Below are 17,267 nucleotides of genomic sequence, written 5' to 3' on the forward strand. Positions count from 1 at the left end.
TTGATTCGTTATTTGGGGAAAAGGGTTTTTGAGAATTAACCAAGAGTACCGATGATGCTAGAAACCGATTCAAAAGCTTGAACAAGAATGTCTGTAAACATGAAAGCCACCTCCTAAAAAATATCAATGTTGTTTGTGTTATCTAGCTAACGCATGAACATTTCGATTGGATCACAATTGCACTAAGTTTTTTTAAAAATTTTTGTTTAGCCAAGTGTACCGATGATGCTAGAAACGGATTCAAAAGCTTGAATTAGGATGTCTGTAAACATGAAAGTCACCTCCAATTTCGCGTTTGTTGTTTCTTGTATACATAGCTAACGGACGATAAATAAATTTGGATCACTTTTTTAACATTTTTTTTATTTTTATTTAGAATCGTTCTGTTTGTAATAAAGGTGAAACAAGCTTATATGGTTTTTTTCCAGATAAATAAGCAGAATAGCGTCAGGCTATTCGTACAGGCTATTTAATGTAAGAAACACGCGGGTTCTTAAGCAATTGTCTTGCGTGGAAGTGGTGGAATGTATATCGTTAGTAAGAGAAAGGGGCGTTAAAGATGAATGTAGAAATTTGGTCGGACATTGCTTGTCCGTTTTGTTATATTGGAAAGCGCAAATTTGAGCAAGCTCTCGCAGATTTTGGTGAGGAAGTAGATGTCACGTTTAAAAGTTTTCAGCTTGATCCGTCTGCGCCTAAGAACTCAGATGAGTCAATGGTGAATGTGCTTGCAAAAAAATACAACATGCCGATTGAGAAGGCAAAAGAAATGAATGCTCAGGTGTCTGCGCAAGCCGAGGAGGTTGGGTTAGCGTATCAACTCGAGAATGTAAAAGTGGTCAATACATTAAATGCCCATCGTTTAAGTCACCTAGCGAAAGCGCACGGAAAAATGGGTGAAGTGATGGAGAAATTGCTTGAGGCTCATTTCATTGATGCGAAACACGTTGGGAAAGACGAGACGCTAAAAGAAATTGGCCTCTCGGCTGGGCTTGACGAGCAAGAAATTGATGAAGTTCTACGAAGTGACCGCTATCAAGCAGATGTAGAGCACGAACAACAAGAAGGTGCCCAGATCGGTGTGCAAGGTGTACCGTTCTTTGTCTTTAATCGCAAGTATGCTGTTTCAGGCGCACAGCCAAAAGAAGCATTCTTACAAGTGCTCGAAAAAGTAAAAGAAGAAGAAGCGCCAGCCCCAATTCAAGTGATGAAGCAAGGCGATGCATGCACAGATGAAAGTTGTTAAATAGAAAAGCAAGGCTCCGATTCACGTGGAGCCTTGCTTTTTGTTTAATGTGCGTTTGAAATAAACGTAAGCTCACCTGGATGGAGCTGATAGTCAACAGGTGTTCTCTCAAGTAATTCCCCATCGCTATCAATTTCGAGAGCGGGTGATGTCGAGATGCTACACGCTTTAGTTGTGTACATTTCTAATCCTTCTGCTTCTTTTAACCAATCCTCATTTGAGAAGGCTTGGTTGTACACATTTTTGACTAAAGTCATTCCCGCTTCTTTGATAATAAAGAGGTGAAGCATATGGTCCGATAAAGAAATATTCTCATTAAAGAGACCAACCGTTCCGATATACTGCCCGTTCATTGCCAAGATCATGACGGCTTCGCCACTTGATTCTTCGCCTTCTGTAGTGGTTAATGTATAAGAAAAGGTCGTTGGTGCTTTTAATGAACGGATTGCACTAATGACATAACCAAGCTTGCCGAATTTATCTTTTGTTTCGTTTTCAATTTCTTTTGATGCCTCCGTAATTAATCCAACGCCGGAAAAGTTACTAAAGAACCGTTCGTTTTGTTGACCAATATCAATCTGCTGCGTGGTTCCAGCGAGAATTGCATCAATGGCTTCCTCGATCGTCTCCACTCTTAATGCTCTAGATAAATCATTGCATGTCCCAGTTGGAAGGATAGCAACATGAGGGCGAGCCTCTTGTTTCATAAGACCGTTTACACACTCATGAACCGTTCCATCTCCCCCCATAATGAGAATTAAATCAGATTCGCTTGCACGTTCAAAGCAAATTTGTTCTGCTTCTCCTTGCTCCATTGTTTGTATAAGCGTAAATTCAATAATTTCAGGTGCTAATTTTGGAACGATTGTTTCGATGATTTCAAGTGCATCTCCTTGACCAGCTTGTTGATTGTAAACAAGAATCGCTTTTTTATAGCGTGGCATGTGACCACCGCCTTTCTATATGGACATATACCCGTTTCAACGCTATCCTTGTCATGACGGAAGCTTTTTTTTCTGCACAGAGAACTTCCCATTAAAATAACTACAGTAAAAAACACGTGAAGGATCGGTTATGCCTTGTTCGCTTAGTTTTTGCAGAAGCCACTCTTCAGAGTATGATAAGATTTGCAAATGATCTCGCTGAATGCTTCCATCCATAATGAGTGGTAAGGTTAACGGCGTTTGTTCACTTTTCTTGAAAATAGAAAGAGTTCCCGAAGCTTCTAACATCGCCCACTCGACTTCTTGGATATCCGCAATGTTTTTATCCCGTAGTTGCAGCATAATGTCATCAATTGTGTAGTTCTGCTTTTTTAGATTCTCCTGTTGTAAAACACCATCTTTGATAAGAATAACGGGTTCACCATCAACTAAGTCTCGAAACGTTTGGTTTTTAATTTGAATATAAGAAAATAAGCGCTGTAGCACAATGAGTAAGGCAATTGGCGCAAGACCACGATATAAAGGCAATTCGGGATCATCGATTAACACAACAGCTAATTCGGCAATCATTAATGTGACGATGACATCAAGTACGCTCACTTCACCTAAATCTTTTTTTCCGGTTAGACGAAAAAAAATAAGAACAGCTAAGAACATAATAATAGTACGAAATAAAATTGAGCCCATCTCTTCCAAGGAAAATCACCTCTGCTATAAGTATGAGCGGTTTTAATTAAGGGTAAACGTAAAAGATAAAATGAGGAGTGATTAAGCATGCAAGAAATATTGATGAACAGCCTATCTGCAAAAGAACGCTATAAATTACTAAGCGGCTCTATAGTGCCAAGGCCGATTGCATTCGTTACAACCAATTCTACGGAAGCTGATGTGGTTAATGCGGCACCGTTTAGCTTCTTTTCAATGCTTTCCGGTGATCCGCCGCTCGTTTCGATAGCTGTTGGACGACGGGCAGGCGTGATGAAAGATACTGCTCGCAATGCTCTCGAATCAAAAGAGCTGGTGATTCACATTGTGAGTAAAGAAATTGTAGAAGCGATGAATCAAACCGCGGCTACGCTTGAAAGTGATAAAAGTGAGCTTGATTTAACCTCATTACAGTTAATCAAAAGCTCACGCGTTACAGTTCCAGCTATAAAGGAAGCAAAAATTCGATTTGAATGTACGCTTGAATCACACTTACCTACTAAGAATGACGCTGGGACGGAAGTTTCATTCGATTTATTAATTGCCCGTGTACTCTGTGTACATATTGATGATTCTGTTTACGATAAAGAACATAATTATGTGTTAGCTGATCAATTAAAGCCGGTTGCACGCCTATCTGGACCTAATTATGCAACATTAGGAAAAACGTATTCAATGAAACGACCTGATTAAAGTTGCAATCATGAAAAACAGACCAAAAAGATGTTTGGTCTGTTTTTTTATGGGAACATCAGTCATAATGTAGGGATGTAACTAATTTTAAAAAAAGCGATCGCATGTCCTGGTTGGTTGAGGTGCACGCTACTAAAAAACGACGCATATAGCTATGATAGGCGTATGTGATCATTCGAAATGATTTTGCCAGAGGAAGATGATAATGAAACGATATAATAAAGTATGTCAGCCTTTAATTAAAACATTACCAAACGGAACGGTTTACGAGAATGAGCCGATTTATAAGCACACGTATACGCAAATGGGTGGCTTAGCGGATTTATTCATTACGCCATTCTCATATGAAGAAACACAAACGGTATTGAAATTTGCCAAGGAACATCAAGTGCCCGTTACTTTACTTGGTAAAGGCTCGAACGTCATTGTGAAAGATGGCGGCATTCGCGGAATAACGCTTAGCTTGAAAAACTTAGATTCCATTGAGATTCATGATGGGAAAATGATGGCACAAACAGGCGCTACTATTATTCAGGCGTCAAGAGATGCGCGCGATGCCTCGTTAACCGGACTTGAATTTGCTTGCGGAATACCTGGGACAGTTGGTGGAGCTTTCTTTATGAATGCTGGTGCATATGGTGGACAAATAGCCGATGTATTGGAAAGCGTGCTTGTTCTTACGGAGGAAGGCGAATTTTTGACGCTGAAAAAAGACGACTTTGATTTTCAGTATCGAAAAAGCGTGTTCTCAAAGAAGCGTTATATTGCGCTTGAAGGGACGATGGACTTAGAAATGGGTGATCCAGCGCAGATTAAATTGAAAATGGATGAGCTGACTATTGCCCGGGAAACGAAACAACCGCTTGAATATCCATCCTGTGGAAGTGTGTTCAAACGACCACCTGGTATGTTTGCAGGAAAGTTAATTCAAGAAAGTGGCCTGCAAGGAACACGGATCGGTGGAGCTGAGGTCTCAAAGAAACATGCAGGGTTTATTGTAAATGTAGATGGCTCAACAGCATCAGACTATATGAGCTTGGTTAAGCATGTACAGAAGACGGTTCATGAAAAATTTGATGTGATGCTTGAGACTGAGGTTATTACAATTGGAGACGATTTAGAAGGTTCTGTTAGCGAGTAGTTAACGGAACCTTCTGTTGCTAGACATGGAAGGGGGCAGCACCTTATGCCTGAGGGTCCGGAAATCAGACAAGCCGCTGACCTTGTAGAGAAAGCATTAAAAGGTGAGCGCGTGGTGGAACTTTTCTTTGCATTTCCAGAATTAAAGCCTTATGAGGCGATTCTCGAGCAAGCGAAGGTTAGTCGTGTTCGAACCAAGGGTAAGGCAATGCTGATCGACTGGGACAATGGCTACACCATCTATTCGCATAATCAACTTTATGGAAGATGGTATGTAAAGGAAGCCTATCAATACCCGGTTACAAACCGAACGCTCCGTATGGCGTTGCATACAGAAAATCATTCTGCCTTGCTTTACAGTGCTTCGGAAATTACTGTATTCCCAACCGCAGAGCAATATCTACATCCTTTTCTAGCGAGAATCGGTCCAGATCTATTAAGTGAGAATGTCTCGGAAGAAGCACTGACTGAGCGAATTCAATCAAAAACGTTTCGAAATCGTAAGTGGGCTTCGTTGCTGCTTGATCAAAAATTTGTTGCTGGTAATGGCAACTATTTGAGAAGCGAAATTTTGTTTGCTGCAGGCATTAATCCGGAGAGTCGACCTGTTGACTGTAGTGTGGCTCAGCAACAGCTTGCAGCAAAAGCGATGATCCAGCTTACATGGCAGTCATACGAAACGGGTGGGATTACAACGGATTTGGCGATTGCAGACCAGCTCCGTTCAGAAGGAAAAAAACGAAGAGATTACCGTCACTGGGTCTTTAATCGCCAAGGTGCGCCATGTCATATTTGTCAGACGCCGATTCAAAAGATGGTGATTGGCGGAAGACGGCTTTATTATTGTCCGGCTTGTCAGTAAATATGGTTGCAATTCTAAGCATGAATTGATTAAATAAGAGTGGGGTCTGCCGATCAGGCAGAGAGAGAGGTACATAAAGAAATGATCAAACGTTTTTTTGCTTACTACATTCCGCACAAAAAGTTGTTTTACATTGACTTCTTTAGTGCGATCGTTGTAGCTTTGCTGGATTTAGCTTTTCCAGTCGTTGTCCAGTGGTTTATAAATACGCTGCTCCCAGAACAAGAATGGGGGACCGTTATTTGGGTATCTGGTGCACTATTTGCTACTTATCTTATAAGTTCTTACTTACAATACAATGTCAATTTTCTTGGGCATAAGCTGGGGATTAACATTGAAACGGATATGCGGCAAGATTTGTTTGAAGGTGTGCAAAGACAGTCCTTTAAATACTTCGATAATACAAAGACAGGCCATATTATTAGCCGTATAACGAACGATTTATTTGATATTGGCGAGCTTGCTCATCATGGGCCTGAAGATTTGTTTATTGCGCTTATGACGTTTGCTGGCGCATTTGGAATCATGTTCTATGTGAATCCAAGCTTGGCACTTGTTGCCCTTGTATTTGTTCCTGTGCTAATTGCTCTTATAACGTATACGAATATTAAGATGAATAAAGCGTGGACAAAGATGTATTCGGAAATTGGCGATGTTAATGCGCGCGTAGAAGATAGTGTTTCTGGAATGCGTGTGGTTCAGTCGTTTACGAACGAAGAACATGAGGTGGAAACGTTTCGTGCCAATAATAGCCGATACCGGAAAGCAAAAGTAGGCGGCTATAAAGTAATGGGCTATACGTCTTCTGGTATCTTTCTTGCAACACGCTTAATGATCTTATCTGTACTAATATATGGATCATGGTTGTTATACGTAGGAACCATTGATGTAGGTGAATTCGTCCTATTTATCCTTTACATCAACATTCTTTTTAAGCCAATTGAAAAAATAAGCGCGATCTTAGAGCTCTACCCACGAGGGATGGCTGGGTTTAAACGTTTTACCGACATGATGGATACAGAGGTAGACGTTGTTGATCGAGACGATGCGAAAGAAGCACCTGTTCTTGATGGGTCCATTTCGTTTAACGATGTGACGTTTGGTTATGAAGAGAATCGACCTGTTTTGAGCAATGTTAATCTAACCATTCCTGCTGGAAAAACGATTGCTTTTGTTGGCCCTTCAGGTGCTGGGAAAACGACGATTAGCTCGTTAATTCCACGATTTTATGATATCGATAGTGGAAGTATTACGATAAACGGGATGAACATTCAAGAAATGACGAAGAAATCCCTACGTAGTCAAATTGGAATCGTGCAGCAGGATGTTTTCTTATTTAGCGGTACATTACGTGAGAATATCCGTTACGGAAACTTAAACGCGAGCGATGAAGAGATTGAGCATGCAGCAAGACTTGCTAATCTAGAAGCATTAATCGAATCGCTGCCGCAGGGGTACGACACGCAGATTGGGCAAAGAGGATTGAAATTATCAGGTGGTCAAAAGCAACGAATTGCGATTGCCCGTACATTCTTAAAAAATCCACCAATCTTAATTTTGGATGAAGCCACATCAGCTCTCGACACCGAAACGGAAGCAATGATTCAACAATCACTGCAAGAGCTTGCAGTGAACCGAACAACGCTCGTCATTGCCCATAGACTTGCCACGATCCGCCATGCTGACCGCATTGTTGTTGTCACAAAAGACGGCATTGTTGAGCAAGGCACATATGATGAATTAATTGCAAAAAATGGAGCGTTTGCTTCGTTAAACAGCATCCAAATTAACCAATAGGGATGAGGGGCTTTTTCTCTTTAATTTAAAAGTGCGTAAGGATTTTAATTAATCCTTGCGCACTTTTTTTTTATAACTTTAGCTTTTTCGTAGAATGTTGTGCGTACGCACTCAAATTCACAGGAAGCGAAAAAATGCCTTAACCATTCCTCTGCACAAGCTTCCGTTCTAATGGGAAATCAACCCTTCCACACTTCATATGAATTACACTTGCCTTTGTTAGAGGTCTTTAAACCGATAGCTTCACGCATCAAATTAAAAAAGGAAGCTCTAGAGATTGATTTGGCATTCTTATAGGCTATCCTTCTTTTTTTGAATAACTTTCCTTCATTTGGCAACGCTAATTTAGAAAGTATGATAAAGGAGCTGTGACCAAATGGATGAACAGAAAAAATCACCTTCGTTTGGAACAAATGTGACAGGAACTGGAGATTCATTAGACAAGCGAATGGCTGCAAATGAAACGGATGAAACGTTAACGAACCGTCAAGGTCATCCAGTGAAGGATAACCAGAATGTAAGAACGGTAGGAAATCGTGGACCAACGACGCTAGAAAACTATGATTTTCTGGAAAAGGTCAGCCATTTTGATCGTGAACGAATCCCAGAGCGTGTGGTACACGGTCGTGGCGCAGGCGCTCATGGTTATTTTGAATCGTATGGAAAAGTCGGCGACAAAGACATCTCGGAATATACGAGAGCGAAAGTTTTTACAAATACAGATGTAAAGACGCCGGTATTTGTCCGTTTTTCGACCGTTATTCATGGTACACATTCACCAGAAACACTGCGAGATCCTCGTGGGTTTGCGGTTAAATTTTACACTGAAGATGGTAACTGGGATCTAGTTGGCAACAATTTAAAAATATTTTTTATTCGTGATCCATTAAAATTCCCGGATATGGTACATGCATTTAAGCCGGATCCAGTAACAAATCGCCAAAGTATGGAACGATTTTTTGATTTTGTTTCGCAGAGCCCAGAAGCGACTCATATGATTACATTCCTTTTTTCTCCATGGGGCATCCCAGCTAACTACCGTAACATGCAAGGTTCAGGTGTTCATGCGTATAAATGGGTGAATGAACAAGGCAAAGGCGTATTGGTCAAGTACCACTGGGAGCCGGTTCAAGGAATCAAGAACTTAACGCAGGACGAAGCTGACGCTGTGCAGGCGGATAACTTTAACCATGCAACGCAAGATTTATATGAAGCAATTGAGAAGGGCGATTTTCCTGAATGGGAGCTGTATGTCCAGATTATGGAGGATGGCGAACATACGGAGCTTGATTTTGATCCGCTTGACCCAACGAAACTATGGTACAAGGATCAGTTTCCTTGGCACAAAGTAGGGAAAATGGTTCTAAACAAAAATCCTGAGAATTATTTTGCAGAAGTAGAGCAGGCTGCGTTTGGTACTGGCGTTCTAGTGGATGGTCTTGATTTCTCTGATGATAAGCTGCTGCAAGGGCGAACCTTCTCATACTCTGATACACAGCGACACCGTGTTGGCGCAAACTACTTACAGCTGCCGATTAATGCACCGAAAAAGCGCGTAGCGACCAATCAAAGAGATGGTCAGATGGCTTATCATGTTGACAGTCCACCGAGCAACAACCCTCATATTAACTATGAGCCTTCGGTTATTGGTGGCTTGAAAGAAGCAGGTAAGACAGGAAAAGAACATACGCCACATGTATCCGGTGAATTGAAAGGCGAGGCAATTGATCGACCGAATAATTTCGGTCAGGCAGGCGAAACATTCCGTCGCTTAGCTGAATGGGAAAAAGAAGAGCTTATCTCTAACCTTTCAGGTGCCTTAGCTGATGTTCATTCGGCTGTTCGAGAGCAGATGATTAAGAATGTAACAGAAGCGGACGCGGATTATGGTAAGAGATTAAGTGAGGCAATTAAGAAAGAAAGAGACTCAATGGAAGAAAAATCTTCAGAAGCAGTTGAAGAAGCAAGTGAGAGAAGTCAGCCTTCCGATCCTTATTAATAGTAAAACCAAGCTCTGTTTTAACAGAGCTTGGTTTTTTAGTTTGTGAGCTGTTTTCGGTGCTTCATCATTAATATGCCTGCTATCGTGAGTGCAATCAAACTGAGCCAACCAGCAAAACTAAAAACGTGACTGAGTCCCCTTTGCTGTGCCACATAGCCAGCCATGTATGGTCCAATAAAAATACCTAATGCGTAAATCGACTGATAGAAGCCCATCACAGATGTTTTTAAAGTTGAGTCAGATAACGTCGCTATTTGTGAAAGAAGCATCGGCAAAACAAAACCAATCGCTAAGCCAATAATGGCGTGAAACAAGCTTATTGTTACTAGATTTGTCATCAGTGGCATGATGAAAAAAGCGACGCTTGCTGTTAATAAGCTAATAAAAACGATTTTCATTTCGCTCTTATCAGGAACATTAAAGAAAGCAACGAAGAGTGAAGCGGCAGCATGAGGCACAAAAAAAGCTACCATGACCCAAATCATGGCTCCTTCACTGATGCCTTGCGCACTCGCATAAACTGGTGTAAATCCAAAGATGGAGATAAATAATAATGCGTGTGCAAACATTGAAATAAGGGTGAGCGGCAATAAGCCTTTTACAGCAATTGTTGCTTTTATATGGTGTTTAAGTGACGAATTCCGTTCCTGAGTGGTTGATGTGTTTTCTTCCTGTGGTACGACTTTAATACATAGAGCAAGGACAAGACCGATACAAGCAGTCAGAACACCGACCCAAAACGGAACTGAAAGTCCGAGCCATTCGACGAGTAATCCGGCTGACAGCATGCTAAGAAATTGAGACATCACCGTTGAGAACTGGAGGATACCCATTGCCCGACCAGATTGCTTCGGTTCGAAATACTCTGCATACATAATGGTTGCCATAACCCACATAGCGGCCGTCACTCCAGCTAACAATCGCCCAGTTAAAATCCAAGCGAACGAAGTGGAGAACAGTAAGATAAGGCCACTAATGATGGCGACTACAAACCCGCCTACATAAAAGTGCTTTCTAAACATGCTTAATCTGTCGAGTAATACCCCTAGTGGAAAGCGCAGCATGACTTGAGTAATTCCATAGCTTCCGAGAATGATGCCGATTAATCCATAACTAAAAGGTATTTCTTCTAAATAGATACTGAAAATAGGGACATAGCTGTATGTTGATAACCAAAAACAAAAAATAGAAGCAATAAATAAAACATGATGATAGCGCTTAATTTGTCTATCCAATACGTCACTCTCCTTAGACCCTCCCTATCTTAACATCTTTTTATTAAAAAGTGCCCTCAACTACATGTAGCAGGAATTTTCTTATTTATAGAGAATCTCATACTAAAAGAGGGGGTTTAATCGATGACACATACGGATGAAATTATTGAAAAAACGGAACGTTACGGTGCGAATAACTACCACCCACTACCGATTGTTATTTCGAAAGCACAAGGGGTTTGGGTTTGGGATGCGGATGGAAACCGTTATTTAGATATGTTAAGTGCCTATTCTGCTTTAAACCAAGGGCACTGTCATCCGCGCTTAATTCAAACATTAAAAGATCAGGCGGAGCGTGTAACATTAACTTCGCGAGCATTTCATAATGATCAGCTCGCGCCATTTTATGAAAAAGTCGCAGCTCTCACGAAAAAAGAAATGATTCTTCCAATGAATACAGGGGCTGAAGCAGTTGAAACAGCGTTAAAAGCAGCGCGACGCTGGGCTTATGACCGCAAAGGTGTTAAAGCAAATCAAGCCGAAGTCATTGTCTGCCACGACAATTTTCACGGACGAACGCTCGGGGCAGTTTCATTATCATCAAATGATGAGTATAAGCGGGGATTTGGTCCGCTGTTACCGGGAATCAAAACAATTCCTTATGGCGATGCCGAAGCGCTTGAGGCGGCTATTAATGAAAATACAGCTGCTTTTTTAGTTGAACCAATTCAAGGGGAAGCGGGTATTATCATTCCTCCAGAGGGCTATTTAAAGCAAGTACGTGATCTGTGTTCAAAGCATAATGTTTTGTTTATCGCTGATGAAATTCAATCGGGGCTTGGTCGAACAGGCGAACTGTTTGCCTGCGATCATGAAGCGGTAGAACCGGATATGTTCATTTTAGGAAAGGCCCTTGGTGGCGGCGTAATGCCTGTCTCTGCTGTTGCTGCCAGCAAAGATGTGCTTGGTGTGTTTGAGCCAGGTTCTCATGGATCGACTTTCGGAGGTAATCCTCTTGCTTGTGCAGTGGCGATTGAGGCGCTCAATGTGCTGGAAGAGGAACGCTTAGTTGAGAACGCTAAAGAATTAGGGACTTATTTTATGGATGAACTCAATCAGTTGACCCATTCAAGTATAAGAGAAGTGCGCGGAAAAGGTCTTTTTATTGGAATCGAGCTAACTGAACCGGCAAGACCGTTCTGCGAAAAACTGAAAGAGAAGGGCTTATTATGTAAGGAAACTCATGAAAACGTTATTCGCTTTGCCCCGCCACTTATTATTACAAAAGAAGAGTTACAGGAGGCGCTTGATCATATTCGTGATGTACTTTAAATAGCTGAAACCTGCCGTTTTTGCGGTAGGTTTCTTTATGCATTGGACGACAAACACAAAACTTAGTTCGTTTACTAGACAAAGTAAGTGTGGTGTACTATACTACAAATTAATGAAAGCCCTTACATTCAATAAAAGATTGGGAGGCGATTTTTGTTGAGTTGGATTGTGAACAGATTGGGTGTTGCTAGTCTTATAACGGCGGTAAGTCTAACGGGAGGTACAAGTGGTATGCAAAATGTGGCAGGTCAAGAAACGCAAAGTAGCAGTCATTCGTTTGCTTTGGAAGTGCCCTCTATCGCAGAACATTTCGATTCGTCTTTTTTAATTGGAGCAGCTGTTGAGCCTCATCAGCTAGATGGTGTCCAAGGGGAAATCATTAAGCGTCACTATTCAAGCATTGTTGCGGAGAATGCAATGAAACCGATCTCGTTGCAACCGAATGAAGGAGATTTTCGTTTTCAAGAAGCAGATAAAATAGCTAATTTTGCGAGGGAGAATGGTTTATCGCTACGGTTTCACACTTTAGTCTGGCATAACCAAGTTCCAGAATGGTTCTTTTTGGATGAAAATGGGAAGAAAATGATTGACGAAACCGATCAGGTAAAGCGAGAAGCCAATAAGGAACTGCTCTTAGATCGTCTCACTACACATATTAGGACTGTCGTAGAGCGCTACAAAGATGTTGTTGATTCTTGGGATGTTGTTAATGAAGTGATTGCTGATGAAGCAACAAACGCAAGAGGAATGAGGGAGTCAGAGTGGTACCAGCTTACGGGAGATGAATACATTCGTGTAGCATTTCAAACGGCTCGACAATATGCAGGATCAGACTCTAAGCTTTATATAAATGATTATAATACGGAAGTGTCGCCAAAGCGTGAGCATTTATACAATCTAGTAACTGAATTACTTGAAGATCATGTTCCGATAGATGGGGTTGGCCACCAAGCGCATAACCAAATTGAATGGCCATCGATCTCCGACATGAGACGCTCGTTCTCAATGTTTGCGGAATTAGGGCTTGATAATCAAGTAACAGAGCTTGATGTCAGTCTCTATAATTGGCCTCCGACGCCTGCTTACAGAGAATATGAAGATATACCAACAGAACGGTTTGATGAGCAGGCTGATCGTTATGAAGAGTTGTTTTCCTTATACCGAGAGCTAGATTCGATCATAAGCAACGTCACTTTTTGGGGAATTGCTGATAATCATACGTGGCTAAATGATCGGGCAAGGGAGTATAACAATGGGGTAGGTGTGGATGCCCCGTTTGTATTTGACATAAACTATCAAGTCAAGCCATCCTATTGGCGGATCATGAATCAGTAATATGGCTGTGCATAATGCACGGCTTTTTTGTTTGTACTTATTTGAAATGAAGCAGCAACAGGGGTATACTTTGATTGACTTAGGTGACCTTAACCGATAAGACCACGAAGGAGCAGAAACATGTCTGAAAACAATAAAACCATTTTTGATGTTGTCAAGCCAACAAGTTACCGCTATGTACATATTTGTAAAGCATGCGATCAACCGACTTTCTCGAATGAAAAAAACAATGAGCTGCCATGCATTCGTTGTGGGAAAGAAACGTTTACTGTCGTTCCTTACTACAACCCGATTGAAGATTATGCGCTAGATGTTGATTATTATGCAATAACGATGATGTATGCTCTGTGGAAAGAAGGCCTGCACAAAACAACGGTTGTATTTGATGACTTTTACCGAAAAGCGCCATTTGTAAGAGGTGTAGGTGAATTCAGTGCAGAGCTAGGTGGCTATGTTGCGTTTGGTGGACTCGGTCATCTTGTTGAAACAATCGAAAACCTCTATTTTAATGAAAGCGATATCGATTATTTACGTGATCAGGTAGAAGGGTTTGACGAAGCCTTTCTGGATGATTTACGGAACTTGCGATTCAGTGGTGACCTGCATGCAGTAGAAGAAGGCAACCTCGTTTTTCCAAATACACCTTTAATTCGAATTGAAGCGCCTGTATGGGAATGTATCTGGATTGAAGCGATGCTCTTAAATATTGTCAATGCCGAATCTCTCGTGTTGACAAAAGGCTCGCGAATTAAAACGATTGCTGGTGAGGATGGCTTACTCGAAATGGGGAAGCGGCGAGCGCAAGGGAGAGACGCCAGTGTTTACGGAGCGAAGATGGCCTATATTGCTGGTTTTAATGCAACGAGCAATGTAAAAGCAGGAAAAGTGTTTGATATGCCCATTACGGGAACGCAGGCACATGTATTCGTAATGTTCCACCCGTCTGAGCTTGAAGCTTTCCTGGCGTATGCAGAAGTTTTTCCGCAGAAAACGATTCCGCTTCTTGATACGACCGATACGTTAGGTAGTGGGTTGCCCCATGCAATCGAGACGGCGAAGCGACTGCAAGAAAAAGGCTATGAAATGACTGCCGTACGATTAGACAGCGGTGATTTGGCTTATTTATCAAAAGAAGTGCGCAAGCGTTTGGATGCAGAAGGCCTAGAGCATGTAAAAATTGCGGCAACAAACGATCTCGATGAATACACGATCGCCTCGCTGAAACAACAAGGGGCAAAGGTTGACATTTGGGGTGTGGGGACGAAATTTATTACGGCATATGACAATCCAGCACTCGGTGGCGTTCATAAGATCGTTGCGCGCCGTCCTCTCCAACAAGAAGTTGACGCAGGAACGTATACAAAAGAGGATTGGGTTGCCCTTATAAAAATTTCTGAGAGCATCGAAAAGATCTTGAATCCTGGCAGAAAAAAAGTATATCGGTTATTTGGACAAGACGGGATGGCAAAGGGAGATTATGTCTGTCTTGCTCATGAATCGCTTGAGGAAAAAAGTGAAATTGTTTTAAAGCACCCTCGTAATCCACTTAAAGCAAAACGCATTCGTGATTTTAAAGCAGTTGAATTATTGAAGCCAATCTTTCAAAACGGGGAGCTTGTGTATGAGACCCCTACTCTTAATGAAGTGAAAGAGTATCATAAAAGCCAGAAAAACTCATTCTGGGAGGAATATTTACGTCTGGAAGTGCCAGAAGTGTACCCAGTTGCCCTTTCTGATGAGCTTACAGCGATGAAAAATCAACTAATTGAAGAGAAACGTGAACAATCATGAAGCAAAGCCCTCGAATTTTCGAGGGCTTTTTTATGTTGAATAAAGAACCTTTTGTAAAAACCTTTAGAATTTCTGAAAATATGCCGAAGAATAAAACAGAAGATGTAGAGGTGGGGGAAGCGATGAAAGGAATTAACAAAGTAAGTTTAAAAGGGAAATTAATTACAGCATTTGTTTTTATGTTACTTGTTCCAAGTCTAGTCATTGGACTGTCTTCATATTTCACAACTAAAAATAATGTGGAAGAGAATATGTTGCATCAGGCCGAACAAATCACGTCTAATGTCCATACGTCGCTCCAACAATTTATGGAGTTGCAGACGGCAATTGTTAATTTTGCCGGTGATTCGATGGATGTTGAAAATATGTCAGAGGCAGAAATTGAAGATAGCCTTGCAACTTTTTATATGGGAAACATCAATGTAAGTGAACTTTATCTTGTTCAAACAGGTGGTCGAGGGGTTCAATATACGGAAGAAGGCGGCGTTACCGAAGTAAACATGCTAGGTGAGCGCTGGATGCAAGAAACGGTGGGAAGACAATCAGAAGTAGCTGTCGGTGAACCGATAATATCTGAAGATGGCGAAACGGTCGAAATCGTATTTGGAACGTTAACAGCGAATAATAGCCACGTCTTTGGGGTGAAGATCGATTTACGTGAAATCATTCAGTACATTTCAGATGCAGAGATAGGCGACTCTGGCTACTTATTCCTGCTCGATGAAGTAGGTCGGGTCGTTTATCATCCGAATATGGAAACAGGCGAATATGTGTCAGCAACCTTAAATTCGCTCTTTACTGAAGAAAGCGGTCAATTTCAGTTTGACGTAGATGAAGTTGAACGAGAAATTACATACAATATGGTTTCTCCTACGAACTGGGTGTTAGCAGGGACAATGCTGCCCGATGAAGTAGAACAAATGGTTCAGCCGATTTTGCAAACAATGATTATTGTAATCGTTGGGACGCTGATTGTTGGTGGTGTAATTATTTTCTTCGTTGTACGTTCAATTGTATCGCCTATTTCAAAGTTGGCCAAAGTGGCAACAATTATTAGCAAAGGTGATTTAAGCACCGGTTACAACGGCAAGGATCTCGCTAAAGATGAGGTTGGGTTACTAGCGAGCTCATTTGATGAGATGCGTTTATCACTCATTACGACTTTGCAAGATATTCAAGACAAGTCAACCTATCTTGCTGCTTCATCAGAAGAACTACAGGCGAGTACTGAGCAGAATATGCAGGCAACGGAACATATAACGCTCGCGATCCAAGAGGTCTCGGGTAGTGTTGATGCCCAGACCCATAGTATGAATAGTGGGCGTAATGCCGTGTCATCTGTTTCAAAAGGCGTAAATGATATTGCTGTCTCAGCTACACATGTAAATAAAGCGGTCGATCAAGCAGCTACCGCTGTCTCAAAAGGGAAATCGGGAATTGAAACAAGCGTTACGCAAATGAATGCGATTCAAGCAAAAGTAACATCGATTGCCTCGACGATTCAATCGTTGGAAGTACAGGCGGGGACAATTGATCAAGTCAGTCGAATGATTTCTGACATCTCTGAACAAACGAATTTGCTTGCATTAAATGCATCAATTGAGGCTGCTCGTGCAGGAGAGAGTGGAAGAGGATTTGCTGTTGTGGCAGAGGAAGTGCGGAAACTTGCGGAGCAATCAAATGATGCAGCGAAAAAAGTGCAGGAGCAAATTTTAACCATTCAAGATGGTACGAGACTTGCTGCCAAAGAAATGAATGATGGTAAAAAAGAAGTCACAAAAGGAGTTGAAGTTATTCAAGAAGCAGGCGTTTCTTTCGAGATGATTCAATCGCATATGGAAGATGTGCGTGAGAAGATCGGCTCGGTGACGAATGAAGTAAAAGAAATGTCTGCACAAACGGAACAATTCCTCCAGTCTTACGAACAAATTGCGGGAGCCACAGAAACAACTTCAGCAAGCATACAGAACGTATCGGCTTCAACGGAAGAGCAGCTTGCTTCAATGGAAGAAATTCTAAGCTCAACGACGAACCTATCGGAATTAGCAGAAGAATTGGAGCAAATGATTCAGCGCTTTAAATGGTAAAGAAGAAAAAAGCATGTACGCCTCTAGACTGACCTAGTCATTTGGGACAGTAATAAAACACCTACTTATTAAGCTGCCATATTACCGAACTCTATCGGTGTGTGGTAGCTTAATTTTTT

The 17,267-nt window shown here is 41.5% G+C and carries 13 protein-coding genes; 10 read left to right on the forward strand and 3 right to left on the reverse strand.

Annotation, left to right across the window (positions count from 1 at the left end; all coding sequences use genetic code 11):
- The first annotated feature begins 559 nt into the window (after positions 1-559).
- Positions 560-1,246, forward strand: a complete 687-nt coding sequence (locus tag JOC54_RS22545; RefSeq protein WP_035418960.1) for a DsbA family oxidoreductase — start codon at positions 560-562, stop codon at positions 1,244-1,246.
- A gap of 44 nt (positions 1,247-1,290) precedes the next feature.
- Here the strand turns inward: JOC54_RS22545 and JOC54_RS22550 are convergent, their stop codons facing one another.
- The gene (locus JOC54_RS22550) at positions 1,291-2,190 is read right to left on the reverse strand and encodes a diacylglycerol/lipid kinase family protein (protein ID WP_204469392.1); all 900 of its coding nucleotides are present in this window, start codon (positions 2,188-2,190) and stop codon (positions 1,291-1,293) included.
- A 51-nt stretch (positions 2,191-2,241) separates the two neighbouring features.
- Positions 2,242-2,877 (reverse strand): DUF421 domain-containing protein, encoded by a 636-nt coding sequence (locus JOC54_RS22555; RefSeq protein WP_239586897.1) that lies wholly within the window; start codon positions 2,875-2,877, stop codon positions 2,242-2,244.
- An 87-nt stretch (positions 2,878-2,964) separates the two neighbouring features.
- Here JOC54_RS22555 and JOC54_RS22560 point away from each other — a divergent pair, with 87 nt between their 5' ends.
- The 5 genes from JOC54_RS22560 (at position 2,965) to JOC54_RS22580 (ending at position 9,386) form a co-directional block, all read left to right on the forward strand.
- Positions 2,965-3,588 carry a flavin reductase family protein gene (locus JOC54_RS22560; RefSeq protein ID WP_204469397.1) on the forward strand — a complete coding sequence of 208 codons (624 nt, stop codon included), beginning with the start codon at positions 2,965-2,967 and terminating at the stop codon, positions 3,586-3,588.
- Positions 3,589-3,793: 205 nt separating this feature from the next.
- Entirely contained in the window at positions 3,794-4,729 is a 936-nt protein-coding gene (gene murB / locus JOC54_RS22565) for a UDP-N-acetylmuramate dehydrogenase (protein WP_035440805.1), read from the forward strand.
- 45 nt (positions 4,730-4,774) lie between these two features.
- On the forward strand, positions 4,775-5,590 hold the full coding sequence (gene nei / locus JOC54_RS22570; RefSeq protein ID WP_035418963.1) for an endonuclease VIII: 816 nt from the start codon (positions 4,775-4,777) through the stop codon (positions 5,588-5,590).
- Between the two features lie 81 nt (positions 5,591-5,671).
- Positions 5,672-7,387, forward strand: a complete 1,716-nt coding sequence (locus tag JOC54_RS22575) for an ABC transporter ATP-binding protein (protein ID WP_204469399.1) — start codon at positions 5,672-5,674, stop codon at positions 7,385-7,387.
- Between the two features lie 448 nt (positions 7,388-7,835).
- A complete protein-coding gene (locus tag JOC54_RS22580; RefSeq protein WP_239586898.1) occupies positions 7,836-9,386 on the forward strand; it encodes a catalase in 1,551 nt (516 codons plus the stop codon).
- Positions 9,387-9,424: 38 nt separating this feature from the next.
- Here JOC54_RS22580 and JOC54_RS22585 read toward each other — a convergent pair whose 3' ends face one another.
- Positions 9,425-10,624: an MFS transporter gene (locus JOC54_RS22585; protein ID WP_204469403.1), complete on the reverse strand. Its 1,200-nt coding sequence runs from the start codon at positions 10,622-10,624 to the stop codon at positions 9,425-9,427.
- Positions 10,625-10,747: 123 nt separating this feature from the next.
- Between JOC54_RS22585 and JOC54_RS22590 the strand changes: the two genes are divergently transcribed.
- The 4 genes from JOC54_RS22590 (at position 10,748) to JOC54_RS22605 (ending at position 17,148) form a co-directional block, all read left to right on the forward strand.
- Positions 10,748-11,935, forward strand: a complete 1,188-nt coding sequence (locus tag JOC54_RS22590) for an ornithine--oxo-acid transaminase (RefSeq protein WP_035418969.1) — start codon at positions 10,748-10,750, stop codon at positions 11,933-11,935.
- Between the two features lie 156 nt (positions 11,936-12,091).
- On the forward strand, positions 12,092-13,270 hold the full coding sequence (locus JOC54_RS22595) for an endo-1,4-beta-xylanase (protein WP_239586896.1): 1,179 nt from the start codon (positions 12,092-12,094) through the stop codon (positions 13,268-13,270).
- A gap of 120 nt (positions 13,271-13,390) precedes the next feature.
- A complete protein-coding gene (locus JOC54_RS22600; protein WP_204469405.1) occupies positions 13,391-15,061 on the forward strand; it encodes a nicotinate phosphoribosyltransferase in 1,671 nt (556 codons plus the stop codon).
- A 122-nt stretch (positions 15,062-15,183) separates the two neighbouring features.
- The gene (locus tag JOC54_RS22605) at positions 15,184-17,148 is read left to right on the forward strand and encodes a methyl-accepting chemotaxis protein (protein ID WP_204469408.1); all 1,965 of its coding nucleotides are present in this window, start codon (positions 15,184-15,186) and stop codon (positions 17,146-17,148) included.
- The last annotated feature ends 119 nt before the right edge of the window (positions 17,149-17,267 follow it).

Source organism: Shouchella xiaoxiensis (genome assembly GCF_016907895.1).
Taxonomy (GTDB): Bacteria; Bacillota; Bacilli; order Bacillales; family Bacillaceae_D; genus Shouchella; species Shouchella xiaoxiensis.

Excerpts from the sequence above, each read along its gene's own strand:
- JOC54_RS22545 (WP_035418960.1), top strand. The coding sequence starts at position 560 with ATGAATGTAGAAATTTGGTCGGACATTGCTTGTCCGTTTTGTTATATT.
- JOC54_RS22550 (WP_204469392.1), bottom strand. The coding sequence starts at position 2,190 with ATGCCACGCTATAAAAAAGCGATTCTTGTTTACAATCAACAAGCTGGT.
- JOC54_RS22555 (WP_239586897.1), bottom strand. The coding sequence starts at position 2,877 with ATGGGCTCAATTTTATTTCGTACTATTATTATGTTCTTAGCTGTTCTT.
- JOC54_RS22560 (WP_204469397.1), top strand. The coding sequence starts at position 2,965 with ATGCAAGAAATATTGATGAACAGCCTATCTGCAAAAGAACGCTATAAA.
- murB (WP_035440805.1), top strand. The coding sequence starts at position 3,794 with ATGAAACGATATAATAAAGTATGTCAGCCTTTAATTAAAACATTACCA.
- nei (WP_035418963.1), top strand. The coding sequence starts at position 4,775 with ATGCCTGAGGGTCCGGAAATCAGACAAGCCGCTGACCTTGTAGAGAAA.
- JOC54_RS22575 (WP_204469399.1), top strand. The coding sequence starts at position 5,672 with ATGATCAAACGTTTTTTTGCTTACTACATTCCGCACAAAAAGTTGTTT.
- JOC54_RS22580 (WP_239586898.1), top strand. The coding sequence starts at position 7,836 with ATGGCTGCAAATGAAACGGATGAAACGTTAACGAACCGTCAAGGTCAT.
- JOC54_RS22590 (WP_035418969.1), top strand. The coding sequence starts at position 10,748 with ATGACACATACGGATGAAATTATTGAAAAAACGGAACGTTACGGTGCG.
- JOC54_RS22600 (WP_204469405.1), top strand. The coding sequence starts at position 13,391 with ATGTCTGAAAACAATAAAACCATTTTTGATGTTGTCAAGCCAACAAGT.
- JOC54_RS22605 (WP_204469408.1), top strand. The coding sequence starts at position 15,184 with ATGAAAGGAATTAACAAAGTAAGTTTAAAAGGGAAATTAATTACAGCA.